At 62.6% G+C, this 13,970-nt stretch carries 15 protein-coding genes; 7 read left to right on the top strand and 8 right to left on the bottom strand.

The window, feature by feature from the left end; genetic code table 11:
* Nucleotides 1-6: 6 nt before the first annotated feature.
* Nucleotides 7-768 (bottom strand): SDR family NAD(P)-dependent oxidoreductase, encoded by a 762-nt coding sequence (locus ASU23_RS07945; RefSeq protein ID WP_058037673.1) that lies wholly within the window; start codon nt 766-768, stop codon nt 7-9.
* Between the two features lie 199 nt (nt 769-967).
* Here ASU23_RS07945 and ASU23_RS07940 point away from each other — a divergent pair, with 199 nt between their 5' ends.
* Entirely contained in the window at nt 968-1,744 is a 777-nt protein-coding gene (locus ASU23_RS07940; RefSeq protein ID WP_058037672.1) for an SDR family oxidoreductase, read from the top strand.
* Nucleotides 1,745-1,854: 110 nt separating this feature from the next.
* On the opposite strand, the gene ASU23_RS07935 is transcribed toward ASU23_RS07940, so the two are convergent.
* Genes ASU23_RS07935 through ASU23_RS07910 form a run of 6 tightly spaced genes read right to left on the bottom strand, consistent with a single transcriptional unit; the run spans nt 1,855 to nt 7,519 of the window.
* Nucleotides 1,855-2,676 (bottom strand): MaoC/PaaZ C-terminal domain-containing protein, encoded by an 822-nt coding sequence (locus tag ASU23_RS07935; protein WP_007732645.1) that lies wholly within the window; start codon nt 2,674-2,676, stop codon nt 1,855-1,857.
* A gap of 14 nt (nt 2,677-2,690) precedes the next feature.
* Nucleotides 2,691-3,869 (bottom strand): lipid-transfer protein, encoded by a 1,179-nt coding sequence (locus ASU23_RS07930; protein WP_003940050.1) that lies wholly within the window; start codon nt 3,867-3,869, stop codon nt 2,691-2,693.
* Nucleotides 3,869-4,297, bottom strand: coding sequence for a MaoC family dehydratase (locus tag ASU23_RS07925; protein ID WP_054781185.1), 429 nt, complete (start codon nt 4,295-4,297; stop codon nt 3,869-3,871). Before ASU23_RS07925 ends, ASU23_RS07930 begins: the two co-directional genes overlap by 1 nt.
* Nucleotides 4,294-5,409 (bottom strand): acyl-CoA dehydrogenase family protein, encoded by a 1,116-nt coding sequence (locus tag ASU23_RS07920; RefSeq protein ID WP_030537002.1) that lies wholly within the window; start codon nt 5,407-5,409, stop codon nt 4,294-4,296. Before ASU23_RS07920 ends, ASU23_RS07925 begins: the two co-directional genes overlap by 4 nt.
* Nucleotides 5,409-6,356: a bifunctional MaoC family dehydratase N-terminal/OB-fold nucleic acid binding domain-containing protein gene (locus tag ASU23_RS07915; RefSeq protein ID WP_058037671.1), complete on the bottom strand. Its 948-nt coding sequence runs from the start codon at nt 6,354-6,356 to the stop codon at nt 5,409-5,411. The genes ASU23_RS07920 and ASU23_RS07915 overlap by 1 nt, the downstream gene beginning before the upstream one ends.
* Nucleotides 6,353-7,519 carry an acyl-CoA dehydrogenase family protein gene (locus tag ASU23_RS07910; protein ID WP_003940442.1) on the bottom strand — a complete coding sequence of 389 codons (1,167 nt, stop codon included), beginning with the start codon at nt 7,517-7,519 and terminating at the stop codon, nt 6,353-6,355. The genes ASU23_RS07915 and ASU23_RS07910 overlap by 4 nt, the downstream gene beginning before the upstream one ends.
* A gap of 130 nt (nt 7,520-7,649) precedes the next feature.
* On the opposite strand from ASU23_RS07910, the gene ASU23_RS07905 reads away from it, so the two are divergent.
* The 4 genes from ASU23_RS07905 (at nt 7,650) to ASU23_RS07890 (ending at nt 10,759) form a co-directional block, all read left to right on the top strand.
* Nucleotides 7,650-8,108, top strand: a complete 459-nt coding sequence (locus ASU23_RS07905; RefSeq protein WP_030537000.1) for a nuclear transport factor 2 family protein — start codon at nt 7,650-7,652, stop codon at nt 8,106-8,108.
* A gap of 114 nt (nt 8,109-8,222) precedes the next feature.
* Nucleotides 8,223-9,080: a MetQ/NlpA family ABC transporter substrate-binding protein gene (locus tag ASU23_RS07900; RefSeq protein WP_003940478.1), complete on the top strand. Its 858-nt coding sequence runs from the start codon at nt 8,223-8,225 to the stop codon at nt 9,078-9,080.
* Between the two features lie 12 nt (nt 9,081-9,092).
* Nucleotides 9,093-10,094 (top strand): methionine ABC transporter ATP-binding protein, encoded by a 1,002-nt coding sequence (locus ASU23_RS07895; protein ID WP_058037670.1) that lies wholly within the window; start codon nt 9,093-9,095, stop codon nt 10,092-10,094.
* The gene (locus ASU23_RS07890) at nt 10,091-10,759 is read left to right on the top strand and encodes a methionine ABC transporter permease (RefSeq protein WP_007732650.1); all 669 of its coding nucleotides are present in this window, start codon (nt 10,091-10,093) and stop codon (nt 10,757-10,759) included. The genes ASU23_RS07895 and ASU23_RS07890 overlap by 4 nt, the downstream gene beginning before the upstream one ends.
* 4 nt (nt 10,760-10,763) lie before the next feature.
* Here the strand turns inward: ASU23_RS07890 and ASU23_RS07885 are convergent, their stop codons facing one another.
* A complete protein-coding gene (locus ASU23_RS07885) occupies nt 10,764-11,984 on the bottom strand; it encodes a fatty acid desaturase (protein WP_007732653.1) in 1,221 nt (406 codons plus the stop codon).
* Between ASU23_RS07885 and ASU23_RS07880 the strand changes: the two genes are divergently transcribed.
* Together ASU23_RS07880 and ASU23_RS07875 are read left to right on the top strand one after the other, a co-directional pair.
* Entirely contained in the window at nt 11,968-13,323 is a 1,356-nt protein-coding gene (locus tag ASU23_RS07880; RefSeq protein ID WP_082661365.1) for an enhanced intracellular survival protein Eis, read from the top strand. The genes ASU23_RS07885 and ASU23_RS07880 overlap by 17 nt on opposite strands.
* Before the next feature lie 65 nt (nt 13,324-13,388).
* Entirely contained in the window at nt 13,389-13,952 is a 564-nt protein-coding gene (locus tag ASU23_RS07875) for a GtrA family protein (protein WP_003939753.1), read from the top strand.
* Nucleotides 13,953-13,970 lie beyond the last annotated feature (18 nt).

Genomic DNA, 13,970 nt, shown 5'->3' with positions numbered 1-13,970 from the left:
TGGCGGTCAGCCCCAGCGCGACTGGCCGCCGTCGAGCGGGATCGTGGCACCCGTGAGGTACCCGGCGTCTTCGCTGACGAGGAAGACGACGGCACGACCGATGTCGGCCTCGGGGTCTCCGACGCGTCCCAGCGGAATACCTGCGACAAATGCCGCTGCCTCTTCGGGATTCTTGTCCATCCACCACTGCAACGCGGGAGTCTTGGCGTGCGGGGCAACATTGAGAACGCGAATGTTGTCCTTGCCCCATTCGCAGGCGGCAGCGCGGGTCAACGAGCGCATGCCTTCTTTGATGGAACCGTAAGCGCCGTAGTTACTGGCATCCCAGCGCACCGCCGCCGAGGTGACCATGTTGATGATGACGCCACCGCCACGACTGTTCATGTGGGGGTACGACGCCTGCATCATGCGCAGGGTGGCGAGCGGCCCCGTCGCGAAGGAACGCTCGAAGTCTTCGTCGAGCACGCTCAAGAGTGGGCCGGGCTTGCAGTCGTTGGCGTTGTTGACCAGGATGTCGATTCCGCCGAACAGTTCGACGGTACGGTCCACGGCGTCTGTGATGTCGTCCTTCTTGCTGACGTCGCAGACCACCGCCTCACCGCGCGCACCGATGTCAGCCAGTAGTCCGCACGTGGTGTGCAACTTGGATTCGGTGCGGCCGGCAACGGCGATCACGGCGCCCTCTTTGGCCAAGGCCAGGGCAATCCCCTGCCCGATTCCCTGACCCGCACCGGTGATGAGTGCGACTTTGCCTTCGAGCTTGCCCATGTGACTACTCCAATGTCCGTCGACGCAGAGGTCCCTTTTGCGGGAGGGACCGGTCGATTCTGGTGACTGCCGCTGTTTGTCGTCTACACTCGACCTACAAAACAACCAAGCACTTGCTTGACCCTAAGGTGTGCGACCACGTCGCGTCAATCACATTGGGCGGCAATTCAGCTCGGCACCGCACCAGGAAGGCTCCACCGTGACACTGCCCAACCCCGTCGATTTCAGCGGACGCTCGGTGATCGTCACCGGCGGCACCAAAGGCATCGGCTACGTCATCGCCGAAACCTTCCTCGCCGCGGGTGCGAACGTGCTGGTCTGTGGCCGTAACGAGCCCGAAAACCTACCCACCGCCGACGGTCGTAGCGCAGCCTTTCGCGCCACGGACGTCCGCGATCCCGCCGACGCCGCAGCCCTCGTCCAGGATGCCGTCGAGCGCTTCGGCCGTCTGGACGTCCTGGTCAACAACGCCGGCGGCTCCCCCGACGCCGACGCTGCGACGGTGTCACCCCGCTTCGTCGAGAAGATCGTGGCCCTGAACCTGTTGGCACCCTTCAACGTTGCCCAGGCCGCAAATGCAGTGATGCAGACTCAGGACGACAGCGGTGCCATCATCAACATCGGCAGTGTCTCGGCGATCGACCCGCAGCCCGGAACCGCGGCGTACAGCGCAGCCAAGGCAGGCCTCCTCGTTCTGACCAAGGCATTGGCCCTCGAATGGGCGCCGAAGGTCCGGATCAACCACATCACCACCGGCCTGATCCGTACCGAGGCTGCCGCCGAGGTCTACGGCGCCGACGGCGGCGCTGCGGTCACCAGGACCATTCCGATGGAGCGCATGGCCGTGCCGGCCGATATCGCCAACTCCTGCCTGTTCCTGGCGAGCCCGCTCTCCTCGTACGTGAACGGCGCCGACATCGCCGTTCACGGCGGCGGTGAGTACCCGGCTCGCTACATGGCGACCCACCAGGATTGAAACAAATACGAAGCAGCCCCTGAGCGGATTCGCTCGGGGGCTGCTTCTTCGTGTGAACAACTGCGGGGCGCGACGAGGGGTCAAGCACCCCGCAGTTGAGTCTGGAGGGACTAGCGAGCGGAGAAGCTCACTCGTGCACCGGAAATCGCTACCTGATCACCCTTGGTGACCTGGAAGGCCAGGTCGTCGGGAGTTCCCCACGCAACGATGGACGGCGCCTCACCCGGATGGATCGCCGCAGCGAATCGACCTTCGAGACTGACAAGATCAGCCGGATGCACTCCGGCGACCCGAGCAAGCTCGAGTGTGCTGGCGGCCAACGTGCACAGGCCGTGCATGATCGGACGCGGCTGGTTGATCCGCGCCGCAGCCTGGGGATCGATGTGGATGTGGTGCTTGTCGCCCAGGAGCCGGTACATCGCCGTCTGGTTCTCCGCTGTGGTCAGCACACCGGTCAACGAAGGCTCGCCGGTCGGCTCCGCCGGACGTGAGGGTCCACGTTCTCCGCCGAATCCACCGGCACCGGGGGCAAAAAGTGACCAGGTCGCGACGAAGTATTCGCACTCCACCTTCACTTCGAACACGGCCGCTGCGCCCTTGTCCCACACCTCGCCGACCGAAGCCTTCAAGGTCACGTCACCGCTACGCGGAAGCGGAGCAAGCACTTTCAGCTCTTGCGAGCCGTGCAGTGCCGTCGAGGTGTCGAAGGCGCCCGCCGAACCCAGAGCGTCGGGAGCCCACTGCGCCAGCGTCAGAGCAAAGGTCGGCAGTACCCGAAGCTGATCCTCGAAGACGAGGTCCAGCTCGGTCGCCTTGGCGCCCACGGCAAGTGCGTACAGGATCGCGTCGCGCTCGGTGTACGACACGGTGCGGGTCCCGAGATCGGCTCCACGCCAATCGCCGGCGGTCTTCGCAGCTTCCGAAGTTGTCACTGTCTTTTCCTCTCTCAAACAGCGCCGAGAACGAGACCGCTGGTGGGTACTGCTGTTCCGGCTGTGACCAATACGTTTTCGACGCCCTCGGGCTGGTTGGTCGACGTGCCTCGCACCAGTCGCACACCTTCGGCAATTCCGTTGACACCGTGCAGGTACGCCTCGCCGACCTGACCACCGTGAGTGTTGGACGGCAGGCGTCCACCGATCTCGAGGTTGCCTTCGCGGATGAAGTCCTTTGCTTCGCCTGGCTTGCAGAAGCCCAGTTCTTCGAGCTGGGGAAGCACCAACGGAGTGAAGTGGTCGTACAGGATCGCGGCGTTGATGTCGTCCGGTGTCAGGCCGCTCTGGCCGTACAGCTGACGAGCAACCAGGCCCATCTCCGGGATACCGGAGATGTCGGGCCGGTAGTAGCTGGTCATCATGTGCTGATCCTTGCTACTGCCCTGAGCGGCGCCCTTGATGACGACGGGCTTGTTGGCCAGATCCTTTGCGCGCTCGGCAGAGACGATGACCAATGCCTGGCCGCCGTCGGTTTCCTGGCAGCAGTCGAGCAGGTGCAGCGGCTCGGCGATCCAGCGCGAGTTCTGATGGTCCTCGAGCGTGATCGGACGCTCGTAGAACCAAGCAGCCGGGTTGTTGGCGGCATGCTTGCGCGCCACCACTGCAACTCGTCCGAAGTCCTCACTCGTCGCACCGTACTGGTGCATGTAGCGGCGGGCGAACATGGCGACCCACTGAGCGGGAGTCGACAATCCCTGAGGAGTCATCCACGCATACGCGGCGCGGTCCGCGGTGCTGTCCATCGGTCGATCGTGTTGGCCCAGGCCGTAGCGCACACCGGAGCGCTCGTTGAAGGCGCGGTAGCAGACCACGACGTCGGCAACACCCGTCGCAACTGCCATGGCTGCCTGCTGCACGGTGGCACACGCGGCGCCGCCACCGTAGTGAATGCGCGAGAAGAACTTCAGCTCGCCGAGGCCGCAGTTGCGAGCCACGATCGCTTCGCCGTTCGTCTCCGACGTATAGGTGGACAGACCGTCGACCTCGGACGGATCGATACCGGCGTCAGCGAGTGCCGCGACGATGGCCTCACACGCCAACTGCAGTTCGGTGCGGCCGGAGTTCTTGGAGAACTCGGTGGATCCGATGCCGACGATGGCGGCGGCTCCCGAGAGTGGGCTGATCGCCATCAGGGCCTCTCCTCTTCCTTGAAAGCGACTGCGACGGTGCCGGATGCATGGTTGCCGAGGCTGTTTGCACCCTGCACCTTGACCACGACCACTCCGTCTTCCTTGGACACGACCTCACCGGTCATCGTCATGGTGTCACCCGGGTAGTTGGGCGCCCCGAGACGAATGGCGATGCGGCGCAGGGTCGATGCAGATCCGGCCCAGTCCGTGACGTATCGACCGACAAGACCGTTGCTCGTGAGGATGTTCATGAAGACATCCTTCGAGCCACGCCCCTGGGCCAGGCTCGGATCGTGGTGCACGTCCTGAAAATCGCGAGTGGCGATTGCCGTGGCGACGATCAACGTGCGGGTCAGCGGGATCGCCAACTCGGGCAATGCCTCTCCGACAACGACGTCTGCGTAACTGCGACCGGCAAGTACGGTCATGCGAGCACCTCCACACCGGATGCGAGCTGCGCACCCAGACGCGCCAGATCGGAGCTGGAACCACCGAGGGTGGCAGCAATCTGCTTGCCCCACAACAGGTGACGGTGAACCGGGTAGTCGGTGTCGACGCCCATGCCGCCGTGAACATGCGTGGTGCGATGCACGACGCGCTGTCCGCCGTCGGTAGCCCACCACTTGGCGACCAGTACCGAGGTGCCGAGATCCAGTCCCTCGGAGATGCGCCAGGCGGCCTGCCACAGTGTCACGCGCATCGCTTCGAGATCGATGTAGCAGTCAGCGAGTTGATGATTGACGGCCTGGAAGGTCGCCAGCGGACGGCCGAACTGCTTGCGGCCGTTCAGGTACGTGACGGCCTGCGCGACTGCACCCGACCCGACGCCCCATTGGATTGCGGCCAATGCCAGCTGAACGCGGTCGATCAGCCACGGAACCGTGGTGCCGTCAGCCGCACCGATCAGCTGCGCGGGGGCACCGGCAAAGGTGACGTTGGCACAGATCTCCCAACTGGTGGACTGCGTCTGTTCGAGCGTCACTCCCTCGGCACTCAGGTCGACCAGCAGCAGTGCCGTACCAGTGGAAGCGGTTGCCGAAACGAGAGCAAGGTTCGCGACGTGAGTCATCGGCACTACTGCCTTCTCACCCGTCAGAGTCCAGTTGCCGTCGGCGTCCTGCTCAGCCGTGGTCAGTGGGTCGCCGCCAGTGTACGGACCGAACTCTTCGAGACCGACGGTCAGGAATCGACTGCCGTCGGCAACTCCCGGAAGGAGTTCGGCGCGAAGGGAATCAGAGCCGAATTCGTTGACAGCCAATGCTGCAAGGGTCGTTTCCCAGATCGGCACGGCCGCAACGTGACGTCCCTGCTGTTCGAGCAGTGCGTACAGCTCGGACAAGCCGAGGCCACCGCCGCCGAACTCCTCCGGCAGGGCGATACCGAGCAACCCGGTGCTCGCGAGCTCACGCCACAGTTCACGGTCGACGCGCTCGGCGGAGAGTTCGATCTCCTTGGTGCGCTCGATCGTTGCCTTGCTGGTGAAGACCTCGTCGGCCAGTGCGCGAATTGCTTCCTGCTCTTCGCTGAAATTGAAGTCCATCAGTGCTCCTCGCGTACGGCCGGCCGGAACGCGGGAAGCGTCAGATCCGGGTCGGCGTCGATCCAGTCAAGTTCCACGGGCATGTCGACCACGACATCTTCGGGCGCGATACCCACCATGTTGGCGATCAATCGGGTTCCCTCTTCGAGTTCGATTACCGCAACGACGAGCGGGTAGTCGAACGCGTCGATCTTGGGGTGGTGATTGACCACGAAGCTGTACACCGTGCCATGACCCGACGCGTCGATCGTGTCCCACTCGAGTGACCGGCACTCCCCGCACATCGGGCCGGTGGGATGACGCAGCGTCTTGCAGGACGTGCAGCGCTGGATCACCAGACGGCGCTCCTTGGCTGCTTCGAACCAGAAAGCGTTGTCCGCGTTGAGAGCCGGACGCGGACGCAGTGCACGAGGAGCTTCGGGCGCAGCAGATTCCTGAGGTTTGAAGCGCAGCGTCCGCCACCGCTGGGTGCCGACAACCTGATCGTCACCGTTGCGGTAGGTCTTGAGCGTCGTGACGAAGTGTCCGACACCGAGGCCGGTCTTCTTCTCCGGCGAAATCGACTCGATGACCTCGGTGTAGTTAACGCGATCGCCTGGGCGAAGTTCGGCGAAGAACTCCTGATCGGAATCGGTGGCCACGACAGAGCTGTAGCCGGCTGCGTCGAGGGTGGCGATCAGATCGGTCCACACCTGTGAGGGGTCGTTGCCCGCCATCTTGTCGGTAAAGGTCCGCATGATCCAGACCTGAAGCATCTGAGCGGGAGCGACGACGCCGTCACGACCGGTGGCGCGGGCAGCGTCGTCGTCGAGGTAGACGGGGTTGGTATCGCCCATGGTCTCGGCCCAATGCCGGATCATGGGGATGTTGACCTCGTCTGGCCCCCAGGTGGTGGGAACAAGCGTCTGGCCTACAAAAGCGTCGAGTTGCGCCGAAATGTCGCTCACTTGACCCTCTTTTCGCGAACGAGTCCCAAGCCGATGGTGCCGACCATGTCCCGCAGAACTTCGTTGACGCCGCCGCCGAAGGTGTTCACGACACCCTGACGCGAGATCTGCTCGATCTGACCGGCAAGCAGAGCGCCCGGAGACTCGGGGCGGATGCGACCGGCGGAGCCGAGAATTCCGAGCAGGGTGCGGTAGACGTCGACGTGAGTCTCGGTCCCGTACGTCTTGGTGGCACCGGCGTCGGCTCCGGAGAGCGTGTCCTGTGCGACGGCTGCCGTCATCTTCCAATTCAGCAGTCGCATGGCCTCGAGCTTGGCGTGTGTGCGAGCGAAGTCCTGTTGCACCCACGGGATGTCGATGGCGCCGTTTTCCTTGGCCCAGTCCAGGACCAGGTTCCACAGACCGTACGTGCGACCACCGATGGCCGCCAGGCCGATTCGCTCGTGGTTGAGCTGAGCCGTGATGAGCTGCCAGCCGCCGTTGACCTCGCCCACAACGTCCTTCGACGGAACTCGAATGCCGGAGTAGTACGTGGACGTCACCATCAAACCGCCGACGGTGTTGATCGGTGACCACTCGAAGCCTGCATCCTCGGTGGGGACGATCAGGATCGAGATTCCCTTGTGCTTGGGGGCATCCGCGTCGGTGCGGCAGGCCAGCCACACGTAGTCGGCAGTGTTGGCGCCACTGGTGAAGATCTTGTTGCCGTCGACGATCCACTCGTCACCGTCGAGAACCGCACGAGTCTTGAGTGATGCGAGGTCGGTGCCGGCCTCGGGCTCGGTGTAGCCGATTGCGAAGACGATGTCGCCGGCCAGGATGCCGGGCAGGAAACGTTCCTTCTGTTCTTCGGTGCCGTACTTCATCAACGTCGGTCCGACGGTATTGACCGTCACGAAGGGAAACGGCAGACCTGCGCGCTGAACCTCGTCGAAGAACACGAACTGCTCTTCGATGGAGCGTCCCTGTCCACCGAATTCCTTGGGCCAGCCGATACCGAGCCAACCGTCCTTGCCCAGCAACTTCACGATCTCGCGGAAGTACTCGCCACCCACACCTTGCTCGCCGGCCGCGCGACGCTTCTCTTCCGGCAGCAGCGCCGCGAAGTACGCGCGCAACTCCTTGCGGAGCTCCTGCTGCTCGGGCGATTCCCTCAGATCCATCGCTGTTTCTCCTATGGCATTCATGGCTGGCAACTCTTGGCCTGGACGCTAACCAGATGCCCAGGTGGGCGCTGTGAGTGTCTCGATGAGCGGGAAGCCGAAACATGAGCGGCGTCACATAGGGTGAGATATGCGCATGGACTCCTCGGATCGCGTCGCTCTCACCGACTTGGCCGCCAGGTACGCACAGGCCGTCGACCGCCGAAACACCACTGCACTTGCGGCTCTCTTCACTGACGACGTGGCATTCGTCTTGCCGCCGGCACTGAACGGAACGGGTGCGCCGACGGAGATACGTGGGAACTCCGTCGTCAGCAGTTCGGTGGTCGATGCCGTCTCACATCTGCACTCGACCCGGCACATCGTCGAGCAGCAGATCCTCGACCTCGACGGCCCCACCACCGCACACGGTGAGGCTTACTGCTCCGCTCACCACATCTATCCGCGGGGCGAGGGCCACCGGGACAACCGGATCGAGATTCGTTACCAGGACAGCTTCGAAAAGATCGACGGCACCTGGCTGTTCTCGCGTCGCGAACTGGTAGTCGATTTTGCCGAGGACGTTCCGGTCATCCTGCTCGGACAATAGGTACATGAAAAAATCGCGGTGATTCTGTATCTCCTCACGGGAGGTTTACCGGGCTAGCGTTCAGCAACTGTCACGCCATCTCGGCGTGCGTTCGGCTATGTCTTGGAGATTCACATGTCACGCTCGCGCACCAGAAGATTCCTCGCTGCCTTCGCAGTGGCCGCCGTCGCAGTCGGAACCGTAGCCGCGTGCTCGAGCGACAACTCCTCCGACGAGAACGCACCTCTTCGCATCGTCGCTTCTTCGGTTCCGCACGCCGAGATCCTGAAGTTCGTCGAAGAAAAGGGCCTGCTCGGTGACACCAAGATCGAGGTCAGCGAGATCACCGGCGATCTCGACGCCAACGAGGTGCTCGAAGCCGGAGACACCGACGCCAACTTCTTCCAGCACGTGCCGTACCAGGAATCGTGGTCGAAGGAAAAGGGTGTCGACGACCTGGTCGCCGTGGCGAAGGTCCACGTCGAGCCCCTCGGTGCATATTCCAAGAAGGTCACCAACGTGGCCGACCTGCGCCAGGGCGCAACGGTCGCTTTGTCCAACAACGTGACGAACTTCGCCCGTGGGCTGTACCTGCTGCAGCAGGCCGGTTTGATCAAGCTCGATCAGCAGTTGGGCGCCCCCGGCACCGACATCACGCAGATCAGCGAGAAGAACATCATCGACAACCCCAAGGGACTCACGTTTACCCAGGTCGATCCCCCGCAGCTGCCGCGCACGCTCGACGACGGAAATGTCGATCTCGCAATCATCAACGGCAACTACGCAATCGAAGGTGGCCTCAACCCGGCCAAGGACGCCCTGGTGCTCGAGAAGGCCGAGGGCAACCCGTACGCCAATGTCCTGACCGTACGCACCTCGCTCGAAAACGATGCGCGAGTACAGAAGTTGGCCGAGGCATTGACGTCCGCCGACGTCGCGACGTTCATCGAGCAGACCTATCAGGGCTCGGTCATTCCGGCCAGCGCTACCTGATCGAGACCCGTCATGGTCTTCTCGATCGAATCGGTCTCCAAGGAATACCGCAGCGGCACAAAAGTTCTGCATGCACTCGATTCCGTATCCCTGAAAATCGAAGACGGCGAAATCTTCGGCATCATCGGCAAGAGCGGCGCCGGCAAGTCGACTTTGCTGCGCTGCCTCAACCTGCTCGAACGCCCGACCAGTGGCCGAATTCTGTTGGGCGACACCGATCTGACCGCGCTGAGTCCAGCGCAACTGCGCGACACACGCAAGCGGATCGGGGTCGTGTTCCAGCATTTCAACCTGCTGCATTCCCGTTCGGTCGCCGCCAACATCGCCTTCCCTCTCGAAGTGGCGGGATACTCTCGGGCAGATCGACGTGCCCGCGTCGACGAGCTGATCGAGTTGGTGGGCTTGGAAGACCGACGTGACGCCTTCCCCTCGCAACTGTCCGGCGGCCAGAAACAACGCGTCGGCATCGCGAGAGCCTTGGCGGCTTCACCCGACGTCCTCCTGTGCGACGAGGCCACCAGCGCCCTCGACTCGGACACAACCGATTCGATCCTCGACCTGCTCGCCGATCTCAATCGACGACTCGGTGTGACCATTGTTCTGATCACCCACGAGCTCAACGTGGTTCGACGGATCTGCCATCGCGCTGCGCTGATCGATCAGGGCCGCATCGTCGACGAGGGAACGCTCACCGAACTGGTCGCAGACCCGGACTCACCCCTCGGAGAGGCGCTACTGCCGACCGGAACGGTACGAACGTCCAAGACCGGAATTCCGGCGCTCCTCACCTTTGTCGATTCACTGTCCACCTCACCCGTGATTTCCCAACTCTCACGAGATCTCGACGTCGACGTCACCGTGATCTCCGGCGGTATCGAGGACATCGGATCCCATCAGGTCGGTCGCCTTCGCGTGGAGTTCGCCTCGCACACGGGACTCGTCAGCAACGAAGAGACAAGAAAGTCTGTCGAAGAACATCTTTCGCAGCGCGGAGTGAAGGTGACGTTCTCATGAACAAGACGTCCTGGCAGGATTCCCTGGGCGAAGCATGGGAAGCCCTACTCGACACGCTCTACATGGTCGGTGTCTCGTTCGTGCTCACCGTGATCATCGGTATCGCTCTCGGTGTTCTGTTGCACGCGAGCGCGCCCGACGGAATCCGTCCCAACCGCGTCCTCAATTCGGTTCTGGGCACCGTGGTGAACATCGGCCGTTCGCTGCCGTTCGTCATCTTGTTGGTGCTCCTCATCCCGGCAACGAGGGCGATCGTCGGAACAGCGCTCGGCGCCACGGCAGCGATCGTCCCGCTGACCATCGGTTCGGTGCCCTTCTTTGCGCGCGTCGTCGAGAACGCCTTGCGTGAAGTCGATTCCGGACGCGTCGAGGCAGCGCGGTCCATGGGCGCCACCGACAAAGACATCATCACCAAGGTGCTACTGCCCGAATCCGTTCCGGGATTGGTAGCAGGAGCAACCCTGACGGCGGTGATGCTGATCGGCTTCTCGGCCATGGCAGGTGCCATCGGCGCCGGTGGACTCGGCGACTTCGCAATCAAGTACGGCTACCAACGATTCAACACACCGGTGCTGTTCGTCGCAGTCGTGATCTTGATCGTGCTGGTGCAGGCAATCCAGTCGACCGGCGATCTCGTGGTTCGTTCAATGGCGCACAAGCGGTAACTGATCAGCTCGAGACCATCGCGATCGCTGTTCGCAGTCCGCGCCGCTTACCCGTCTGCGGATCGACGCCGAACACTTCCTTGATTCCGCCTCGGATGCGGAACTTCAACTCCGAGTGCGTCTCCGGAGCGTCGTCCTGGGAAGCCGAGAGAAACCTGTTGGGCAGCGACAACTTCCAGATGGTGCGCAGAGTCAATCCGTACTGCTTCCACAGCGGCCCGGTCGTGTACGGGAGGTCGTACTTGTCACACAGGTCGCGCAACGGCACCGCGATTTCCGAGTACCGATTGCTCGGCAGATCCGGGAAGCAGTGATGCTCGATCTGGTAGCAGAGGTTGCCGCTCATGAAGGCCATGACGGGACCGGCATGAAAGTTGGCAGAGCCCAGCATCTGTCGTAGGTACCACTGAGCGCGCGATTCGTTCTCGAATTCCTCGAGCGTGAACTTCTCGGCACCGTCGGGAAAGTGCCCGCAGAAGATGACGGCGTAACTCCAGTAGTTTCGGATGAGGTTCGCAACGACGTTCGCCGTCAACGTGGTCTTCCACGCGGGGCCGGTCAGGGCGGGGAACAGGATGTAATCCTTCGCCACCTGACGCGCGATCTTCTTACCGACGTCCTTGGCCATCTCCGATTTCTCGGACCACTTCACCTCACCCTTGCGGAGTTTGTCCGTTTCGAGGTGATGCAGTGCCACTCCCCACTCGAAGAGGGTCGCGAGCACAAAATTCGTGATCGGTTGAAAGAGGTAGTCGGCGTGCCACTTTTGATCGCGCGTGACGCGCATGATTCCGTAGCCCACGTCGTTGTCCAGTCCGACGATGTTGGTGAACTTGTGATGGGTGAAGTTGTGCGAGTGCTTCCATCCCGAGGACGGGCAGGTGTTGTCCCACTCCCAGTTGCTCGAGTGAATCTCGGGATCGTTCATCCAGTCCCACTGGCCGTGGATGATGTTGTGACCGAGTTCCATGTTCTCGATGATCTTGCCGACCCCCAGGAGCGCAGTCCCCAGAATCCAGGCAGGCTTCTTCTTGCTGGCGAACAAGACGATGCGGCCGGCCACCATCAGAGAGCGCTGAAACGCGATCGTCCGCTGGATGTATCGAGCATCGTGCGCGCCGCGCTTCTCTTCGATGTCGAGCCGAATGGCATCCAGCTCGCGCCCGAGTGCCTCGACGTCTTCCTCGGTGAGATGGGCATATTCCTTGATGTCGGTGATCGCCACAGTGTTTCTCCGTATCGGTTTTCTCCGTGCCGCAGGACTGGTCCGTCGGGCGGTACCCCTGGGAGCCGGTGCGGAAACGTCAGCCCCGATATTCATGTGCGTCTTCGTGCAATCTATGCCAGAGTCGATACACGTGAGCCCCGAAAACAAGATCACCATCCGCACCGCTACCGAGAGTGACTGGCCGGCTCTCCAACTACTCGACTCGGTGGGGTTCGGTTTTCACCCGTCTCCCGCGGTCAGCGAACTGACGAAGGCGCTCTACAAGCCCGAGGACATCATCCTCGCCGTCGACGGTGACCTACCCGTCGGCGTGGCCATCGAAATCGACATGGAATTCACCGTGCCCGGCGGACGCCAACTCCCCACGCGCGGAATCACCTGGGTATCCGTCGCCCCGACTCACCGTCGTCGTGGCGTCCTACGCTCGATGTTCACTGCGCTTCATGCCCACATCGAGTCGACCGGAGCACCGCTTGCCGCCCTGACGGCCAGCGAGGCCGGCATCTACAACCGCTTCGGATACGGCCCGGCCACCTTCAGCGAAGGCATCACCCTCGATCGCCGCTTCGCACGATTCCGCCCCGAGGTGCCCGACAATGGTGGCGTGTCCATCGTCGACATCAAAGCTGCCTCGACGCTTCTTCCCGAGATCTACGACCGCTGGCGACTGCAGACTCCCGGCGCGCAGGTCCGTCCGCAACCACTCTGGGACCACATGTTCGCCGACCCGTCCGAGGATCGTGACGGCGCCTCCGGACTGTTCTTTCTGACACACGCGGACGGATACATCGCTTACCGGCACACGAGCGAGGGCCGCGACAGCATCGCCCGGATCGACGAGTTCGTGACGATCACCGAAGATGCGCACGCGGCGCTGTGGCGCACGATCTGCGGCCTCGACCTCGTCACCCGGATCGAGACACGCCAGCATCCTGCCGATCCACTCCGGCTGATGCTCACGGACTACCGCCTTGCCCGGACGACGACGCGCTCCGATCGACTGTGGCTGCGCATCATGGACGTTCCCGCGGCTCTCGCGGCTCGTGAATATGCTGCTGACCTGGACACAGTCATCAAGGTCGAAGATCCGTTCCTGAAGGCCGGCGGAACTTTTGCACTTCAGGTCAAGGGCGGCAAGGCCACCTGTACGGCCACTGACGCGGTGCCTGCGATCACGATGCCCTCTGATGTCCTGAGCAGCTTGTACCTGGGCGAGCACCAGGCCAAGACCTTCGCGGCGGCGCACCGACTCCACGCGTCCGATCCGCAGGAGATCGTGAATTTCGACTTCGCTTTCAACGCGCAGAAGCCCGCAATTCTCGGGTACGGATTCTGATGATCTTGCCGACACGGGCATCGACGATTTGTGCCCTCGGTCGTATTCAGGGTTAGCCTCGAACAATGGCGTTTGTCGAAAAGATGGTCAATAGGCTTCCTGAGCGGGTTCTCGTGCGCGTCCTGCCGCACGCAGAAATGCTCAAGTTCCTGGTGGTCGGCGGCATCGCCTTCATCGTCACCACGGTGCTGTTCTTCGGCATCAAGTGGACGGTTCTGCCTCAGCACCCGGTGACGGCCAACATCCTTGCGGTCCTGATCGCGACGGTTCTGTCCTACGTCCTCAACCGCGAATGGTCGTTTGCGCAGCGCGGTGGTCGACAGCGCCATCACGAGGCCGCTCTGTTCTTCATCGTCGCGGGTATCGGTTTGGCCATCAACCAGGTACCACTCTGGACCTCCCGGTACGTGTTCCATCTGCGTCAACCCGAGGTGTCGGTGTTGATGGAAAACTTCGCGGACTTCATCAGCGGATCGATCATCGGGACCCTGCTGGCGACGGCCTTCCGCTGGTGGGCCATGCGTCGGTACGTCTTCCCCGAAGAAGCCACCGACAGCCAGGTCGTTCTCGACATCGAAGCGACTCCCGGCACCAAGACGCCGACAACCGACGCCACCGCCCTCGACTGACTCCCGGATCGACGCACC

Origin of the sequence: Rhodococcus sp. KB6, assembly GCF_001445685.1 — a bacterium.
Taxonomy (GTDB): Bacteria; Actinomycetota; Actinomycetes; order Mycobacteriales; family Mycobacteriaceae; genus Rhodococcus_F; species Rhodococcus_F qingshengii.
The sequence above is the reverse complement of the archived record's forward strand: the minus strand, read 5'-3'. Positions and strand labels throughout refer to the sequence as shown.

Coding starts and splice junctions, on each gene's coding strand:
- ASU23_RS07895 (WP_058037670.1), top strand. CDS start 9,093: ATGGTCTTCTCGATCGAATCGGTCTCCAAGGAATACCGCAGCGGCACA.
- ASU23_RS07875 (WP_003939753.1), top strand. CDS start 13,389: ATGGCGTTTGTCGAAAAGATGGTCAATAGGCTTCCTGAGCGGGTTCTC.
- ASU23_RS07930 (WP_003940050.1), bottom strand. CDS start 3,869: ATGGCGATCAGCCCACTCTCGGGAGCCGCCGCCATCGTCGGCATCGGA.
- ASU23_RS07925 (WP_054781185.1), bottom strand. CDS start 4,297: ATGACCGTACTTGCCGGTCGCAGTTACGCAGACGTCGTTGTCGGAGAG.
- ASU23_RS07945 (WP_058037673.1), bottom strand. CDS start 768: ATGGGCAAGCTCGAAGGCAAAGTCGCACTCATCACCGGTGCGGGTCAG.
- ASU23_RS07890 (WP_007732650.1), top strand. CDS start 10,091: ATGAACAAGACGTCCTGGCAGGATTCCCTGGGCGAAGCATGGGAAGCC.
- ASU23_RS07905 (WP_030537000.1), top strand. CDS start 7,650: ATGCGCATGGACTCCTCGGATCGCGTCGCTCTCACCGACTTGGCCGCC.
- ASU23_RS07880 (WP_082661365.1), top strand. CDS start 11,968: ATGTCGGTGATCGCCACAGTGTTTCTCCGTATCGGTTTTCTCCGTGCC.
- ASU23_RS07910 (WP_003940442.1), bottom strand. CDS start 7,519: ATGGATCTGAGGGAATCGCCCGAGCAGCAGGAGCTCCGCAAGGAGTTG.
- ASU23_RS07920 (WP_030537002.1), bottom strand. CDS start 5,409: ATGGACTTCAATTTCAGCGAAGAGCAGGAAGCAATTCGCGCACTGGCC.
- ASU23_RS07900 (WP_003940478.1), top strand. CDS start 8,223: ATGTCACGCTCGCGCACCAGAAGATTCCTCGCTGCCTTCGCAGTGGCC.